Source organism: Neosynechococcus sphagnicola sy1 (assembly GCF_000775285.1).
Lineage (GTDB): Bacteria > Cyanobacteriota > Cyanobacteriia > Neosynechococcales > Neosynechococcaceae > Neosynechococcus > Neosynechococcus sphagnicola.
Map to the genome: position 1 here is coordinate 14,178 of NZ_JJML01000016.1, position 14,472 is coordinate 28,649.

The following is a 14,472-nucleotide window of genomic DNA, read 5'->3' on the forward strand; positions in this document are numbered from 1 at the left end:
CTGCTAGTGTGCTAGCACCCAGGTGTCCTTACTACCCCCCCCCGTGGGAGGAATTAACCACCAGAGACCCCCGCTTTAAGGCGACACGGGTCAATCCGCCGGGATGGACATATATCTCCTGGCCGTAGAGAATATAGGGTCGCAAGTCCACATGGCACCCCTCGAAGTCATTGTCGAGGATCGTCGGCACCCGCGACAGGCAGAGGGTGGGCTGGGCAATGTAGTTCCGGGGGTTGGCCTGGATGCGTTGAGCAAACTCTTGCCGCTGGGCGTCGGTGGCATGGGGGCCCACCAACATCCCGTAGCCTCCAGACTCGTTGGCAGCTTTGACGACGAGCTGGTCAAGATTCGCCAGGACGTGAGCGAGTTGTTGCGGTTCCCAACAGAGGTAGGTGGGGACATTGGGAATAATCGGCTCCTCTCCCAGGTAGTAATGGATAATTTGGGGAGCGTAGGCATAGAGCACCTTATCATCGGCAACTCCCGTGCCTAAAGCATTGGCGATCGCCACCCGTCCTGATCGGTACACTTCGGTTAATCCCGGTACGCCCAGCATTGAGTCCGGTCGAAATACCAGGGGATCGATGAAGTCATCATCAATCCGGCGGTAAATCACATCGACTCGCTTTAACCCTTTGGTGGTTCGCATCTGTAGGTAACCATCGGTAATCACCAGATCCCGACCCTCTACCAGTTCCACCCCCATCTGTTGTGCCAGAAACGAATGCTCGAAATAGGCAGAGTTATAAATACCAGGGGTCAGCAATACGACGGTTGGATCACTGACATGGCTGGGTACAAGGTGCAGCAGGGTATCGAGCAGATGGCTGGGATAGTCATCCACGGGGAGAATATCCAGCCAGCCGAACAGCTTAGGAAAAGTACTTTTCATCACCCGGCGGTTCTCTAGCACGTAGGAGATCCCTGACGGACACCGGAGATTATCCTCTAGGACGTAAACCTGCCCATCGCGATCGCGCACCAGATCGGTTCCCGTAATATGGCACCAAATATCACCGGGGGGCTTCAGATCTAAACAGGGTTTCAGAAAGCCCTTTGCAGATTCGATCAGCTCCCTGGGAACCACCCGATCGAGGAGAATTTTCTGAGCACCATAGACATCGGCAATGAAGAGGTTGAGGGCATGAATCCGCTGCTTCAGGCCGCGCTCCAGGTAGCTCCACTCCGAGGCGGAGACAATGCGTGGAACAATATCAAAGGGCCAGATGCGCTCGGTTCCCTGGCTGTCGCCATAGACATTAAACGTCACTCCCAACTTGAAGAGGGCGGCTTGGGCAGCTTGCTGTCGCTGTTGCAGTTCTTCGGCGGAGAGGGCAGTCATGCGTTCGATTAGGAGTTGAGCCTCTGGGCGAGGCTGACCCTCTCTCACGAATAACTCGTCGTAGAAGTCTCCAGGCTGATAGGTGCTAATTTGCACGGCGATCGCTACACAACTGAATGATCAATCTTTCCTATCAGTTTAATCGTAGCTGCCAGTTTTGCAACGGCTTCCTCTGGTCATTGACCGCAGCTCAAACAATGGTCAGGTTCCCTAACTTCGTGGATACCGCCCGAGACCAAAAAACATCACTATTATCATTGCGCTGCGCCTGCTTGAGACTCTTTGCTTCCCACAGCATCCGCGCCAGAAAGTCGGTCACCATCCCGGCAATTCCATCCGCATCTTTCCCAGGGATGGAAAAGTCAAACTGACCCCGAAACACTAGCTGCAGTCGGCCGGGTTCTTCTCGGGTGCGATACCAGATCCAGAGTTGATGGGTAAACTCGGGTTCCACTCGGTAGGGCGAAAATCCCTCGCTAGGAATGTCCCGGAGGTGCTCGCATCTAAGTATGTGTCTTGCGGCGAGTTGGGAGCAGGGGAGAAAACCGCTGTACTCACGGATAATCCTTCCACTCGCTTCCACACGGGTGAATGGTTGATAGGCGTCAGTTGCAGGTTGTTGAGTTCGGACGACATTGTTAGGGTGCCGTTGGGGTTGGTTAATCACTGGTGACTATCTTGCCCCACTTACAAGAATTTCTTTCACCCTCATTGATAGCAAAAAAATAGCTGATTCTCTAGGGGAAATACACAGAAAAACTATCTTGACTATCGAAGGCAACCCGCTTGGCAGTCCAGGGAAGTTATGTACCTGGCCGCCCTTGCCTAGGAAATCTTTACTTTTTTAAGAGCTTATGAATGGTTTCCAAGAGTTCTTCCGGTTGATAGGGCTTTGTAATGTAAGCATCGCCCCCCTGCTTCAGCCCCCAATAACGATCAAATTCTTCACTTTTAGTCGTGAACATAATGACCGGAATATCCTTTGTTTTCGGCTCATTTTTGAGCCAACGACACAGTTCATAACCATTCATGTTAGGCATGATGATATCGGTGACCACGATGTCCGGACAACTGGCCTGAATTTTTTCTTTGGCCTCCACACCATCACTGGCCTGAACCACGGTCAAACCATGTTTAATCAGGAGATCTAAGACCATTTCTCGTATCGTAGAGCTGTCGTCCACAATCAGAACTGTACTCATAACTCCTTACCCAGATTTTTGGCTTGCAATATCATCAGTATAGGTAGTTTACCTCACAATCCCCAGATCGCAGAATCCCTGACCCGCGATCGCCACTCCCTATCTTCCCTGATCATGCCAACATCAGACAAGGTTGCGCCGCAACTTTTAGAACTAAAAACACGCTTGACAGAAATTAACGATATTGAGTCGGCAGCGGCCCTTTTGTCGTGGGATCAGGCTACCTACATGCCCCCCGGAGGAGCGCCGGCTCGCGGGCGGCAGCTAGCGACGCTCAATCAAATTGCCCACACTAAACTCACCGATGGCTATCTTGGGGAACTCTTAGAAAATTTACACCCCTATGAGACCCAGTTGCCCCCCGAACATCCCGATGCCAGCCTGATTCGTGTAACCCGCCGCAATTACCAACGGGCGGTGCAAATTCCGGCAAGGCTGATGGCTGTTTTTTCCCATCACCGCGCCAATTCCTATGTCGCTTGGGCCGCCGCACGAGCCAATCATGACTTTGCTGGGGTTCAACCCTACTTGGAGAAAACCCTGGAACTGAGTCGAGACCTTGCAGCCTGCTTTCCCGACCACGCCCATCTTGCCGATCCCCTGATTGATGCGGCGGATCCAGGCATGACAGTGACCACGGTGCGATCGCTGTTTAGTCAATTGCGGCAGCGTTTAGTTCCTTGGGTGGAAGCGATCGCAGCCCAGCCCCTCGCCGATACTGGTTGTCTCCACCAATCTTATCCCGTCGATCAACAGCTCGCCTTTAGCCACAAGGTTCTGTCCCACTTGGGCTACGATCTCCACCGAGGACGGCAGGATCAAACCCTGCACCCCTTCATGACCAAGTTCTCCCTCGGGGATGTGCGGATTACCACCCGCGTCCAATCCCACAACCTGAGCGAAGCGCTGTTCAGTACCATCCATGAAATGGGCCATGCCCTCTACGAGCAGGGAATCACCGCCGACTTTGAAGGCACCCCCTTGGCAGAGGGAGCCTCCTCGGGGGTGCACGAGAGTCAATCTCGTCTTTGGGAAAATCTTGTGGGCAGAAGTCGTCCCTTCTGGGAGTTTTTCTACCCTCAGTTGCAGACAATATTTCCCCAGCAACTGGGCGCTGTTTCCCTGGAAACCTTCTACCGAGCCATCAATCAAGTGCGGCGATCGCTGATCCGCACCGATGCCGATGAGGTCACCTATAACCTCCATGTCATGATTCGCTTTGATTTAGAGGTGGCTTTACTGGAAGGAAGTTTGGCAGTATCAGACTTACCCGCTGCTTGGAACGAGCGCTATCGCACGGATCTGGGTTTGGTTCCTGAGACAGACCAAGAGGGAATTCTTCAGGATGTCCACTGGTATTGCGGAACCATTGGCGGCATGTTCCAAGGCTATACCCTCGGAAATTTAATGAGTGCCCAATTCTTCGAGGCATTACTCACAGCTCACCCAGAGGTTCCAGCTCAGATGCAACAGGGGGACTTTCAACCGATTCGGGAGTGGCTGCGGCTGCAGATTCACCAGCACGGCTGCACCTATCGCCCCCTAGAGTTGGTAGAGCACGTCACCGGAACATCCCTGAGTATTGAGCCATTCCTGCGGTATTTGCAGCAAAAGTATGGGGAATTGTACGCCATCTAGCAGCACAGTGCCGCCCTTGGAGGTTGACCCCGGATGATGCCACGGATGCCACGACCACGCCAGCCGCTGCGCCATCCATTGCGACACTTGCCCTTACGGGTGGTGTTGGTATTGCCATTCGTCCTTCAAGTCACAGTTGCCGTGGGACTGACGGGCTGGCTATCCTCGCGCAACGGGGAAAAAGCCGTGGGGAAGGTCGCTTCCCAACTCCTGGGTAGTGTCAGTGACAACATTCAGCAAAAGCTAGAGGCTTACCTCGAGCTTCCCCAGTTGATCAACCGCACCAATGCCAATGCGATCCACCTCGGGCAAATCTATCCTCAGAACCTCCCCTCCTTAGAGCGGCACTTTTGGTATCAGATGCAGCTATACCCAGCGGTCAGCCAAATCCAATACGCTGATGCCGCTGCCCAACGCTATCTAGGGGTGAGCCGCCGCCGGGGAATTGCTTCTCCCATTGAAGTGGAGGTCTATGATGCTCGCCCCTCTCATATCCAGAGCAACATAGATGGGGCGGCTGCCGAAACCCGGCGCGATCTTGGCAGGGGTAGCACCCCCCCCTACAATCCCTTCGCGGATCCCTGGTACACCGAGGCAGTTAGCGCTCGGCAGCCAATTTGGAGCAGTGTCTATCAATATGTAGGCCTCCCCGTTGTCGCCATGACCGCCAGTTATCCACTTTATGATCCAGCTGGCAAACTCCAAGGGGTCTTAGCAACAGATTTAATGCTGTCAGACATTAGCCGTTTCTTGCAGCACCAGACCATGAGTCAAAAAAGGGCAGGTTTTTATCATCGAGCGTTCCGGAATGCTGGTGGCTACCTCGACCACCGAGTCCCCTCTGCAGGCGGTTCCCGGTGAGGATAGTCCCCACCGCTTGAATGCCCTCAGCAGTCATAATGCTCTGACGGCTGCCACCAGCCAGTTTCTGCAAACGACCTTTGGCAATTTCCACACCATAGACCGTGCCTCTCAGCTGGACTTTATGGCGGAGGGACAGCGTCAATTCTTGCAAGTGTTACCGTTTCGAGATCGGCGAGGTCTTGACTGGTTGATTGTGGTGGTGGTTCCTGAGGCTAACTTTGTCGGACAGATTTATGAAAATACCCGGACTACCATTGGCCTCTGCCTCGTCGCCTTGGTAATTGCCATCGCCTTTGGGATTTTGACCGCCCAATGGATTACCCAACCGATCCTGCGCTTAAGTCGTGCTGCTCAAACATTGGCCCAGCGGTTTACGGATGCCAACCTCACTGAAGGGCAGCTGGATCAACGGGTTGAAACACCGGGAATTGATGAATTAGCCGTGTTGGCTCAATCCTTTAATCAAATGGCCCAGCAGTTACAGACTGCCTTCACCACCCTGGAGCACCGAAACGAGCAACTGGAGACACGGGTGGAGGAGCGCACCATCACTTTATGGACGGCCAATGAGCAACTGCGAGCCGAGATTATTTCGCGGCAACAAATGGAGTTGGCTCTCCGGGAGAGCGAAGCCCGGTTTCGCGCCACCTTTGATCAGGCAGCGGTGGGCATTGCCCATGTCAGCCTAGAGGGACATTGGTTACGGGTGAACTCCTGGTACTGCCAGATTATCGGTTATACCCCAGCCGAGTTGCTACAGGGCAAATTTCAAGATATTACGGCTCCAGAGGATCTGGAACTGAGTCTCCATTACTACCAAAGACTTTTGTCGCGGGAGATTCCCAGTTACACCCTGGAAAAACGCTATATCCGCAAAGATCAGACCCGTGTTTGGGTGGAGCTAACGGTTTCCCCAGTCTATTCTTCCCAGGGGAGAGTCAGCTATGTGATTGCGGTGGTGGAAGACATTAGTGAACGGAAGGCAGCCGCTGCGGCGCTTCAACAAGCCAAGGAAGCTGCCGAAGTTGCCAACCGCACCAAGAGTGAATTCTTAGCCAATATCAGCCACGAGTTACGCACTCCCTTAAATGGCATTTTGGGATATGCCCAAATTTTGCGGCGTCACCCCGATTTATCCACTCCACAGCAGGAAGGACTACGAATTATTCAACAGTGCGGCGAACACCTCCTGATTTTGATTAACGACATCCTGGATCTCTCGAAGATTGAAGCCCAGAAAATGGAATTACACCTCCATGCCTTCCAGTTACCAGAATTGCTGAAAAGCCTCACCGATCTGTTTTACCTCCGGGCAGAACAGCAGGGGATTAGCTTTCAGTATCAAGCGTTAACTGAACTACCCACCTGGGTGCAGGGGGATGAACAACGGTTGCGACAGGTGTTGATCAATCTGTTGAGCAATGCGATCAAATTTACCCACCAAGGCGGCGTTGTTTTCCAGGTAGGACGGGAGGAGCCGAGGGGGGTTGGTGGGAACTACATTCGTTTTCAAGTCCAGGATACGGGCAGTGGCATCCCCGCCGAATCTCTAGAGGCAATTTTCCTGCCGTTCATCCAGGTGGGTGATCACAGCCAACAAATTGAGGGCACGGGTTTGGGACTGCCGATCAGCCAAAAATTCACTGAGATGATGGGGGGGACACTCCAAGTTAAAAGCACCCTAGCCCAAGGCAGTACGTTTTGGTTTGACTTGGATCTGCCGGAGTTAACGCCAGCGGTGGAGGTGCTGCAACCGGAGTCCAGATCGATTGTCGGCTACCAGGGTCGGCAGCGAAAAGTCTTGGTGGTTGATGAGAATTGGGAAAATCGAGCGGTATTGGTCAACCTGCTCACCCCGCTGGGGTTTGAAGTGGGGGAAGCGGTGAATGGTCAGGACTGTCTGCACAAGGTGGCAGACATGCATCCAGATGTCGTGTTGATGGATTTAGTCATGCCCGTGATGGACGGCTTTGCGGCTACCCAACAGCTGCGCCAGTTACCGGAGGGCAAACAGGTGGTGATCATTGCCACCTCAGCCAGTGCCTTTGACAACGATCAGCGCCGGAGTCTAGCAGCGGGCTGCAACGATTTCCTGGCGAAACCTTTAAAGGCAGAGGAACTAATAGAACGACTACAGCAGCATCTCGGCTTAGAGTGGCAATATGCGGAGATGATACCAGAAAGATCGGAGTTCTATGAAAGGGGGATCCATGGGGCTGATCAGGAAGGAGAACCCTGCATTGTTCCTCCGAGGGATACGGTTGCCCAGTTATATCAGTTGGCTTTGATTGGAGATATCAAGGGGATTCTGGAGCAGACCACCCATCTTGCAGATGCCTATGCTCCTCTGGCCAGTGAAATTCACCAATTGGCAAAAGGATTCCAAGTCAAGAAAATTCAAGAACGATTACAGCACATGCTGGAGGAGACCCAGGCGACGGGCTATGAGTGCTGAAAAACCAAGGGTGGGTACAATTTTGTTGGTGGATGACACTCCAACCAATTTGGGGGTACTGTTTGAGTCCCTGAGTGACTCTGGATTTCGCTTACTGGTGGCCGAGGATGGGGAGAGTGCGATCGCCCAAGTCCATTACCTCAAGCCCGATCTAGTTTTGTTGGATGTCATGATGCCCGGTATTGATGGCTTTGAGACCTGTCGGCGGCTGAAAGCAGAGGTGGCGACCCAGGATATTCCGATTATCTTTATGACGGCACTCACCGACCCAGTGGATAAGGTCAAGGGATTACAAATTGGGGCAGTGGATTACATCACCAAGCCGTTCCAGCCCGATGAGGTGCTGGCTCGTATCCACACCCATCTGGCCTTGCAGAACCTGCAGAAACAACTCCAAGCCCAGAACCTCCAGCTCCAAGCAGAAATTCTTGAGCGACAAAAGGTGGAACAAGCCCTGCGTTTATTGCTGCACTCCGTTTCCCATGATCTTCGTAATCCTGTCATGGGGATGACGATGGTGCTGCAAAATTTGCTTAAAGCCTCTGATCCAGATGTAGCCCCCCCGACCATGATTCCTGTCTCTCACTCGGTGTTGTTGCGCATGGCAGCCAGTAGCAAACGCCAATTGCGGTTAATCAATTCCCTCCTAGAGGCACACACTATTGAAACGCAAGGACTGCAACTGCACCGTCAACCGCTGCAACTCCAACCTCTGATCGAGCAGATTGTGACAGAGTGGCAACCCCTCCTGCAACAATGTCAGGCAACACTGCATTTCCAGATCGCCGCCGCACTGCCTTTGGTCAATGCCGATGCCGATCAACTCTGGCGGGTGTTTGAGAATCTGTTAGCCAATGGCCTCAAACACAATCCACCTCAGGTCAGTCTGGTGCTAACCGTGCAATCCACTCCAACCTCCGTTCACTGTGCCCTCCAAGATGATGGGGTGGGGATGACAACGGAACAGTGCCAGCAAATTTTTGAACTTTATCAGCAAGGAACCACTCATCGACGGCGGGAGGGTCTGGGTCTAGGCCTCTATCTCTGTCGGCAAATTATTATTGCCCATGGGGGCACCATGGGTGTGACGAGTCATCCTGGATCTGGCACTACCTTCTGGTTCACCCTTCCCCTTGCCAACCCTTCCGAGGGTTGATCAAAATTACCCGAGTTCACCCAACCAGGTGAGTAAATGGGATGAAGTGCGATCGCCGTTTCCCAACCTATTCTTTAGACATATCACGCAAAGGGAACCGGTTATGTTGTTGCATCGGGAACGTCGCTCACAGGCATCACAGAAGCTACAAACCCAACAGCTATCCCGCTTGGGCTTGGCTCTGCTCACCACCTGCACAATCATCGGGTTCTATCAGCATCGAGCACAAGCCAGCGAGGTGATGATGCCTTCCCACCCCCCCGTGCCTCAATCTGCGGCGACTGTCCCTTCAAGTCCTGGGTTGGCGGATGGCGTCTATCTCTATGGTGAGTCATCCAAACCTGAGCAAATTGGCAAAAACTATATGGTATTTGCCGTCAATCACAAGCAGATTGTCGGAGCTGCCTATGCCCCTTCCTCTTCCTTCGACTGCTTCCAGGGCAGCATCCAGGGTACCCAGCTGGCCTTGACGGTGCGCGACAGCTATAGCCAGGAAACCTTTTCCTATCAAGTGGCGATGAATCGTTCTGAGTTAGTGGCCACAGCGGGGAATTTACCTCGGAACAATGCACTAGAGCTGGAGGGATATCATCGGATTCCGATGGTGAGCCAAAACGACTTGCGGATTCTAAAGGTCTGTGAGGCAATTTACCAAGGGACTCCCCAACCCTAACCAAACCCTAACCACTGAATCCATCCAGTGGGTTACGGTGAATTCCTGAGATTTTATGCATACAAATTCAACAGTCTCAGGTAAACTAGCGTCAAAGATTCTGGGAAATCGGTAATACCTCTATATTTGGTGTTTTGAAAACCAATGGTCTGCCTCTTCAGGTTCAGATCCCTGGTTTTCAGGAACAAACTGAGTTCCCAGAGCCTCTTGATCTCTGGCACTACCTGAGTTTTACCGATGGATGATTGGGAATTTTTGCTGCAAAAAGAGGGCGATCGCACCTGGTTGCCTCTAGAAGCACCGGTAGTTGAAATCCTGGAAGGTCGATATCGGATTATTGCCCGCACCTATCGCAAAAATACACTGGTGGAGATTCGGATTGTTCATCAAACCACGGAGGATGTGACTCCCCAGCGTCAGGTACAGAAACGCCAGAGTCATACCAATGCGGAAGGATTAATTGTTGTTGTCCCCTTCAGTCGTTTCAAGCCAGGTTTGTGGGAGTTACGGTGTTCCGGTGACCTCCTCGCTGATTTTATGGGGAATGGTTGGTATGCCAAGGTACAGCTTCAGGTGCTCACCCGTGATGCCGAGCATTTGGGAGACTGGCCCAGTGGATCTGGATGGCAGGAGCTTGACACCCCATTGCCTGAAACCTCGCTAGCATCCCTTGCAGCCTCAAGCTGCGGCGAATCGATGGGTTTGAGTCCGCTGCCATTGCCACCGTCTCAGGTGACACCAGAGCCCATTCCTCAACCCATGGAGATTTCACTCCCCGTAGCCCCCCTACCCGAACCTGTGGTGGCATCATCCCAGTCATCAACGGATGCGGCTGCCATGATGCCACCGCAGGTGACCACTGACTTCCAGGCTGTGGTTCGCAATTTTATGGAGTGCTTGCAAGAGGTTGCTGACCAGGTCACAGACTCGGTTACAGAACACATGGGGGGCAGAGATTCCACCCCTGCATCTGTTGCTGGATCAAGAAACCTTTGTGGCCCATCGAGGGCAATCCCTGACTCTCACAGGGCAAGTCGTGGTTTTTAACCGAGGAGAGCAGCAGTGTGCAACTGTTGTCTCTGGAGTTGAGTGTTTTTCTCAGGGATCCCCAAACTTCTCAGGTGCTTTCAGAGACCCACCAATTCCTACCGCAGCAACTCCCTCCCCTAGCCTTCACCTGCAATGTAGAGATGCCGCCAAACTGTAACACGCGCCTCGTCTTGGGTGAAATTGTGCTGCACACACCAGGAGCAATCTCTGATGCAGTTGAAGTCCTGGCGACCCATCCTTTCAGTATTGCCACCAACTTAGAGGAGGTATTCCAAGAGATTCGGCAGCGTCAATCCCGATTCACTGCTAGCAGTGATCAGCCAATTCTCCCCCCAGAACCCAACGTGCTGCTGACCCAAGCCCATGCAGCGAGTCCACTCAACCTCACCCTATTTGAACTGGTCAAAGATCCCAAGAATGTCCAACCACTGCATTTACAGCCCTTGGGAAAATCCTCTTTGCCACCTCAAATTTATCGTCCCCATCCCCAAACAGATCGCCCTCGATCGCCCCAACTGCCCGTCATTCCCCGTAATCCTGGTTCTGCATCAGACTTGATCCCGAGGGGGGGTGCTGTGGGGGTTGTCGTGACCGAGGCACCTGACCCCGAGCCTGCCCTTGATTCCGACTGGACTTGGAGGAGCGATCGCCCGGCTTTGGCGATGCAACCTTTGACAACCCAAGATCCAGCAGACTGGCAGACATCAGATAGCCAGTGTGTGGCTGACACTTCCGCACCATTGACCGTGGATGCAGCCTTTTCAGCGTTGAAGCTCCAGAAGCGATTTTGGTCTCGACTAACCGCCCTAGCTGCTGACACTGAGCGATCTGGTGAACTGCGGGTGAATATTGCTTTTGCAGAGCCAACGCCAACGACTCCTATGGAGGGACAGGTAAAGACCGCTCTCCAAGTGTCGACGCCCCTGAGCGAGGATGTGAGGGACGACAGTGCTCCTCCCCTCGCCAGAACCGTCGGTACTCCCCTCCCCCCTGCCGTTCCCCTCCCCCCTCGGTTGCTCCTCTGGTGATGGGTGAAGTAGAGACAGAGCCATCGCCAACCCTCGTTCCATCGGTGACCACAACGCTAAGGGATGACGACTCAGCGGTGATCAGGGAACTTCCAATGCCTGTGGCAGACTCTTTACAACCCCTATGGCTGGAGTCTGAGGCACTCCCCGTGCCCACGATAGTCATTGACCCTGAGTTGCTCGTCGCTGGGACGGTAGCAACGGTGCGACTCCGCCTGCCAGCAACCGCTGCGCACTTGACACTCAAATTCTGGGTGAATGATCTCCAGACCCGTTCTTTGCTGAATGGCCCCCATTGGCTGGATACTTGGGTGCCCACGGATCAAGGACTGCTAGAAACCCAGATGCCCGTATCCATTCCCCCGGAAGCTCTGGAAATTCAGTTGGTTGCCATTACGGTGGAGCCAACGACTCAACGGGAAAGCCATTGGACAACGCTGGATTGCTGGGTCACCCACCCTGAACCCCTGTTTGACTTGCCACTCCTGGGAGATGGAGACGAGTTTGAGGTGCTGCTCTAACTCAGAGGCTCAAACGCCGATTCTGGAGGCTACCCAAGCTATCTTAGAAACTGAAACCGCCTCTCCATCACTGGATAGAGAGGCGGTTAAAAATAACCATGACTAGCTCGATACCTACCTGCTTAGAGGGAGGAACCCAAACCAGCGTAGGCACCATAAAAGAAGAGGCCGACAACCGTCAGGATACCCATTCCTGCAACTGTTCCCACAATCCACAAGGGAATTCTTCCACTTTCAGACATGACGTTTTCTTCCTAAATGATGAAATGAGTAGATCAAATGAATGGGTTAGCCCACCGCCTGGACTAGGTCTAGTTAAAGAAATAACTCGAGAACAAAATCCCTAACACGAAAATCAGCAACAGCCCTAAATAAAGTGAGGTACGGTTGAGTTCAACAGGTTGCCGATTAGGATTCGGAATACGGTCCATAAAAATCACCTACCGTTGGATAAACTGCATAGACGCGATCGCCCCCAGGAAAAAAACCGTGGGTACCGCTAGAGCATGAACAGACAGCCACCGAACCGTAAAAATCGGATAAGAAACAGGTTGATTGGGAGAATTACTGGTCATAAGGTTGAAATATTTTTCAGAAGATTGACAGGAAACTACTTACTGATAAAGTCCTCAATTTGTTGCTTCGACTGGAAGCGATCGCTGACGATCGGCAATTCTTGCCGTTCCTGACTGTAATACTCATTGGGGCGTGGGGTTCCAAACACGTCATAAGCCAGACCGGTGCTAACAAACAACCAACCGGCAATGAACAGTGCTGGAATCGTAATACTGTGAATTACCCAATAACGAACACTTGTAATAATGTCCGAAAACGGACGCTCTCCAGTTGAACCTGACATTGAGATTCCCTCCACTAACAGCAATCAAACGTAGGACTTCTTGAAGATTCAGGAAAGGTTTTGCCGCCGTCCCTGCCCTAGAAAACTGGTGCAAGAAGCCTATTGGACATTGATCTTGCAATCAATCCTTATCATACGCAACCCCCGGAGCAGCCACAAGCCACCTGGGATCACCACCCTATCCTCTACCACCCATCTTACGTGGCCACCGAGGATGGTTGGTAACGCAGAAGTGTTCCACGCTGACCGATAATAAATCCCTGGTCTGGGGTCACGAACACAATTTTATAGAGATTGGATGGTACATTTTCCGTTGATCGATCCTTTTTCCAGGTCTGCCCCCCATCATTACTAAAGAGCAAGTTACCACTGCCCCCTGAAATCCAAACTTCCTCTGGGGTGCGGTAGGCCAAATCCAGAAAGCCCCAACTGGAGGAAAATTCAGGATTTTGTGCCGTTCCCCACTCGGTGGAACCCACGGCTTGATTAAACTGTACCTGTCCGCCTCGGGCTAACATCCACAGGCGACCATCGGGGGTAAACCCCATATTCTGCACCCGTCGGGAACTGTTGCGGTTAAACGGTGCCCAGGCCTCTTGTCCCGGATTCCAAAGGGAATAGAAGTTGCCTCGTGCTGAGACGGCGACATAACTGCCATCCGCTGAGCGGGAAATATTGCGCAGAACCCCGACGGCAGACTGAACCATGGCCTTCCAATTGCGGCCCCCATCGCTTGTCCGGTAGATGGCACCGACATCCGTTGTCATCTCCGCCACCTGTGGCCCTAACGCCACAATGGTATTCGGTGCGCCCGGTAGTTTAGGACTCAGGGGAACCCTTGACCAAGAACCGCCGCCATCGGTTGTATGGAGCATGATCAACGGTTGCCCCACCACCCAGCCCTCCTGACCGGAAAAACTCACAGAGGTCAGCCGATAGTGGGAATCATCCAGATCCAAGGTTTTAGATTGCCAGGTTTGCCCGCCATCGACGGTCTCTAATAGGGTGGCATTGCTTCCAACCAACCAACCATGTTGCACATTTTCTGTAAAGGCCACATCCAGCAGCGTCTCTTCTGTGGGTAGTGCTACTGACTGCCACGGGGTGGCTTCTAAAGAGGGTAAGTACTTGGCACAACCACAACAGAACAGCACAACGGCCAGTACAACACCGATTCGTTTCCAAGTATTCATCAGGGCTAGCATCTTTGAGTTCTATCCATGGGTCTTAAATCTGCGTTACCTTTTACTCATCTTGTCTGAGGGGAATATCCCTTGGAGCAGCGGGGGAGATGCCGGCTTACTGCAAGCCGTAGAGGCTGAGAAAAAACAAAAATGCCAGTGCCAATCCACCAAAAATCAGGAGATTTTTCTGCCCCGGTGTCAGGACATTAACACCCAAGCCATAGCCGAGATTTTCCTTAAAGCCAGAGGGATTACCTAGGGGGCCAACATTGCTAAAAGCTGCGGCCTTAGCCCCACACACGGGACAACGCCAGCTACTCGGCAATTCCGTAAAAGGAGTTCCCATCGGCACTTGATGCTTGGAGTCCCCCTTGGCAGGTTCATAGACATAGCCGCAGGCTCTGCATTCATAGCGGTCTAACGTCGTCAGATCAGCAGCACTCATGACGGAAAGGAATAATAGGGCGGCAAATCTTAAAATCTCTGTTAAAGATTATGAC

The 14,472-nt window shown here is 52.7% G+C and carries 16 protein-coding genes and 1 pseudogene; 8 read left to right on the top strand and 9 right to left on the bottom strand.

Features of this window, described 5'->3' with window-relative positions:
• Positions 1-3: 3 nt before the first annotated feature.
• From DO97_RS07330 to DO97_RS07340, 3 genes and pseudogenes are all read right to left on the bottom strand, one after another.
• Positions 4-1,438 (bottom strand): annotated as a pseudogene (locus DO97_RS07330) (circularly permuted type 2 ATP-grasp protein).
• Positions 1,439-1,532: 94 nt separating this feature from the next.
• Positions 1,533-1,796: a hypothetical protein gene (locus DO97_RS07335; RefSeq protein ID WP_036532168.1), complete on the bottom strand. Its 264-nt coding sequence runs from the start codon at positions 1,794-1,796 to the stop codon at positions 1,533-1,535.
• A 382-nt stretch (positions 1,797-2,178) separates the two neighbouring features.
• Positions 2,179-2,544 carry a response regulator gene (locus tag DO97_RS07340; RefSeq protein WP_036532169.1) on the bottom strand — a complete coding sequence of 122 codons (366 nt, stop codon included), beginning with the start codon at positions 2,542-2,544 and terminating at the stop codon, positions 2,179-2,181.
• 114 nt (positions 2,545-2,658) lie between these two features.
• Here DO97_RS07340 and DO97_RS07345 point away from each other — a divergent pair, with 114 nt between their 5' ends.
• The 8 genes from DO97_RS07345 to DO97_RS07380 all read left to right on the top strand — a co-directional run bounded on the left by DO97_RS07345 (position 2,659) and on the right by DO97_RS07380 (position 11,929).
• Positions 2,659-4,182 (top strand): carboxypeptidase M32, encoded by a 1,524-nt coding sequence (locus DO97_RS07345; protein WP_036532344.1) that lies wholly within the window; start codon positions 2,659-2,661, stop codon positions 4,180-4,182.
• Positions 4,183-4,227: 45 nt separating this feature from the next.
• The gene (locus tag DO97_RS23025; protein WP_052128489.1) at positions 4,228-5,043 is read left to right on the top strand and encodes a PDC sensor domain-containing protein; all 816 of its coding nucleotides are present in this window, start codon (positions 4,228-4,230) and stop codon (positions 5,041-5,043) included.
• Positions 4,997-7,501 (top strand): hybrid sensor histidine kinase/response regulator, encoded by a 2,505-nt coding sequence (locus DO97_RS20785; protein ID WP_162182959.1) that lies wholly within the window; start codon positions 4,997-4,999, stop codon positions 7,499-7,501. The genes DO97_RS23025 and DO97_RS20785 overlap by 47 nt, the downstream gene beginning before the upstream one ends.
• Complete coding sequence (locus tag DO97_RS07360) at positions 7,491-8,657, top strand: hybrid sensor histidine kinase/response regulator (RefSeq protein ID WP_036532170.1); 1,167 nt, start codon at positions 7,491-7,493, stop codon at positions 8,655-8,657. Before DO97_RS20785 ends, DO97_RS07360 begins: the two co-directional genes overlap by 11 nt.
• Positions 8,635-9,330 carry a hypothetical protein gene (locus DO97_RS07365; RefSeq protein WP_204368524.1) on the top strand — a complete coding sequence of 232 codons (696 nt, stop codon included), beginning with the start codon at positions 8,635-8,637 and terminating at the stop codon, positions 9,328-9,330. Before DO97_RS07360 ends, DO97_RS07365 begins: the two co-directional genes overlap by 23 nt.
• 237 nt (positions 9,331-9,567) lie before the next feature.
• Positions 9,568-10,377, top strand: a complete 810-nt coding sequence (locus DO97_RS07370; RefSeq protein ID WP_036532172.1) for a hypothetical protein — start codon at positions 9,568-9,570, stop codon at positions 10,375-10,377.
• A gap of 17 nt (positions 10,378-10,394) precedes the next feature.
• Positions 10,395-11,408, top strand: coding sequence for a hypothetical protein (locus DO97_RS07375; protein ID WP_036532174.1), 1,014 nt, complete (start codon positions 10,395-10,397; stop codon positions 11,406-11,408).
• A gap of 101 nt (positions 11,409-11,509) precedes the next feature.
• Positions 11,510-11,929: a hypothetical protein gene (locus DO97_RS07380; protein ID WP_156120482.1), complete on the top strand. Its 420-nt coding sequence runs from the start codon at positions 11,510-11,512 to the stop codon at positions 11,927-11,929.
• A gap of 122 nt (positions 11,930-12,051) precedes the next feature.
• Here the strand turns inward: DO97_RS07380 and DO97_RS22070 are convergent, their stop codons facing one another.
• The 6 genes from DO97_RS22070 to DO97_RS07400 form a co-directional block, all read right to left on the bottom strand.
• Complete coding sequence (locus DO97_RS22070; RefSeq protein ID WP_072016390.1) at positions 12,052-12,171, bottom strand: photosystem II reaction center protein J; 120 nt, start codon at positions 12,169-12,171, stop codon at positions 12,052-12,054.
• A gap of 69 nt (positions 12,172-12,240) precedes the next feature.
• Positions 12,241-12,360 (bottom strand): photosystem II reaction center protein PsbL, encoded by a 120-nt coding sequence (locus tag DO97_RS22075; protein ID WP_072016404.1) that lies wholly within the window; start codon positions 12,358-12,360, stop codon positions 12,241-12,243.
• 9 nt (positions 12,361-12,369) lie between these two features.
• Positions 12,370-12,504, bottom strand: a complete 135-nt coding sequence (gene psbF, locus DO97_RS07385) for a cytochrome b559 subunit beta (RefSeq protein ID WP_036532177.1) — start codon at positions 12,502-12,504, stop codon at positions 12,370-12,372.
• A gap of 35 nt (positions 12,505-12,539) precedes the next feature.
• Positions 12,540-12,788, bottom strand: coding sequence for a cytochrome b559 subunit alpha (gene psbE / locus DO97_RS07390; protein WP_036532178.1), 249 nt, complete (start codon positions 12,786-12,788; stop codon positions 12,540-12,542).
• Positions 12,789-12,985: 197 nt separating this feature from the next.
• A complete protein-coding gene (locus DO97_RS07395; RefSeq protein WP_036532180.1) occupies positions 12,986-13,993 on the bottom strand; it encodes a photosynthesis system II assembly factor Ycf48 in 1,008 nt (335 codons plus the stop codon).
• 94 nt (positions 13,994-14,087) lie between these two features.
• Positions 14,088-14,417, bottom strand: a complete 330-nt coding sequence (locus DO97_RS07400; RefSeq protein ID WP_036532182.1) for a rubredoxin — start codon at positions 14,415-14,417, stop codon at positions 14,088-14,090.
• Between the last annotated feature and the right edge of the window lie 55 nt (positions 14,418-14,472).

Coding starts and splice junctions, on each gene's coding strand:
- psbF (WP_036532177.1), bottom strand. CDS start 12,504: ATGACCAGTAATTCTCCCAATCAACCTGTTTCTTATCCGATTTTTACG.
- DO97_RS07360 (WP_036532170.1), top strand. CDS start 7,491: ATGAGTGCTGAAAAACCAAGGGTGGGTACAATTTTGTTGGTGGATGAC.
- DO97_RS22075 (WP_072016404.1), bottom strand. CDS start 12,360: ATGGACCGTATTCCGAATCCTAATCGGCAACCTGTTGAACTCAACCGT.
- DO97_RS07345 (WP_036532344.1), top strand. CDS start 2,659: ATGCCAACATCAGACAAGGTTGCGCCGCAACTTTTAGAACTAAAAACA.
- DO97_RS07370 (WP_036532172.1), top strand. CDS start 9,568: ATGGATGATTGGGAATTTTTGCTGCAAAAAGAGGGCGATCGCACCTGG.
- DO97_RS07400 (WP_036532182.1), bottom strand. CDS start 14,417: ATGAGTGCTGCTGATCTGACGACGTTAGACCGCTATGAATGCAGAGCC.
- DO97_RS07340 (WP_036532169.1), bottom strand. CDS start 2,544: ATGAGTACAGTTCTGATTGTGGACGACAGCTCTACGATACGAGAAATG.
- DO97_RS23025 (WP_052128489.1), top strand. CDS start 4,228: ATGCCACGACCACGCCAGCCGCTGCGCCATCCATTGCGACACTTGCCC.
- DO97_RS22070 (WP_072016390.1), bottom strand. CDS start 12,171: ATGTCTGAAAGTGGAAGAATTCCCTTGTGGATTGTGGGAACAGTTGCA.
- DO97_RS07395 (WP_036532180.1), bottom strand. CDS start 13,993: ATGCTAGCCCTGATGAATACTTGGAAACGAATCGGTGTTGTACTGGCC.
- psbE (WP_036532178.1), bottom strand. CDS start 12,788: ATGTCAGGTTCAACTGGAGAGCGTCCGTTTTCGGACATTATTACAAGT.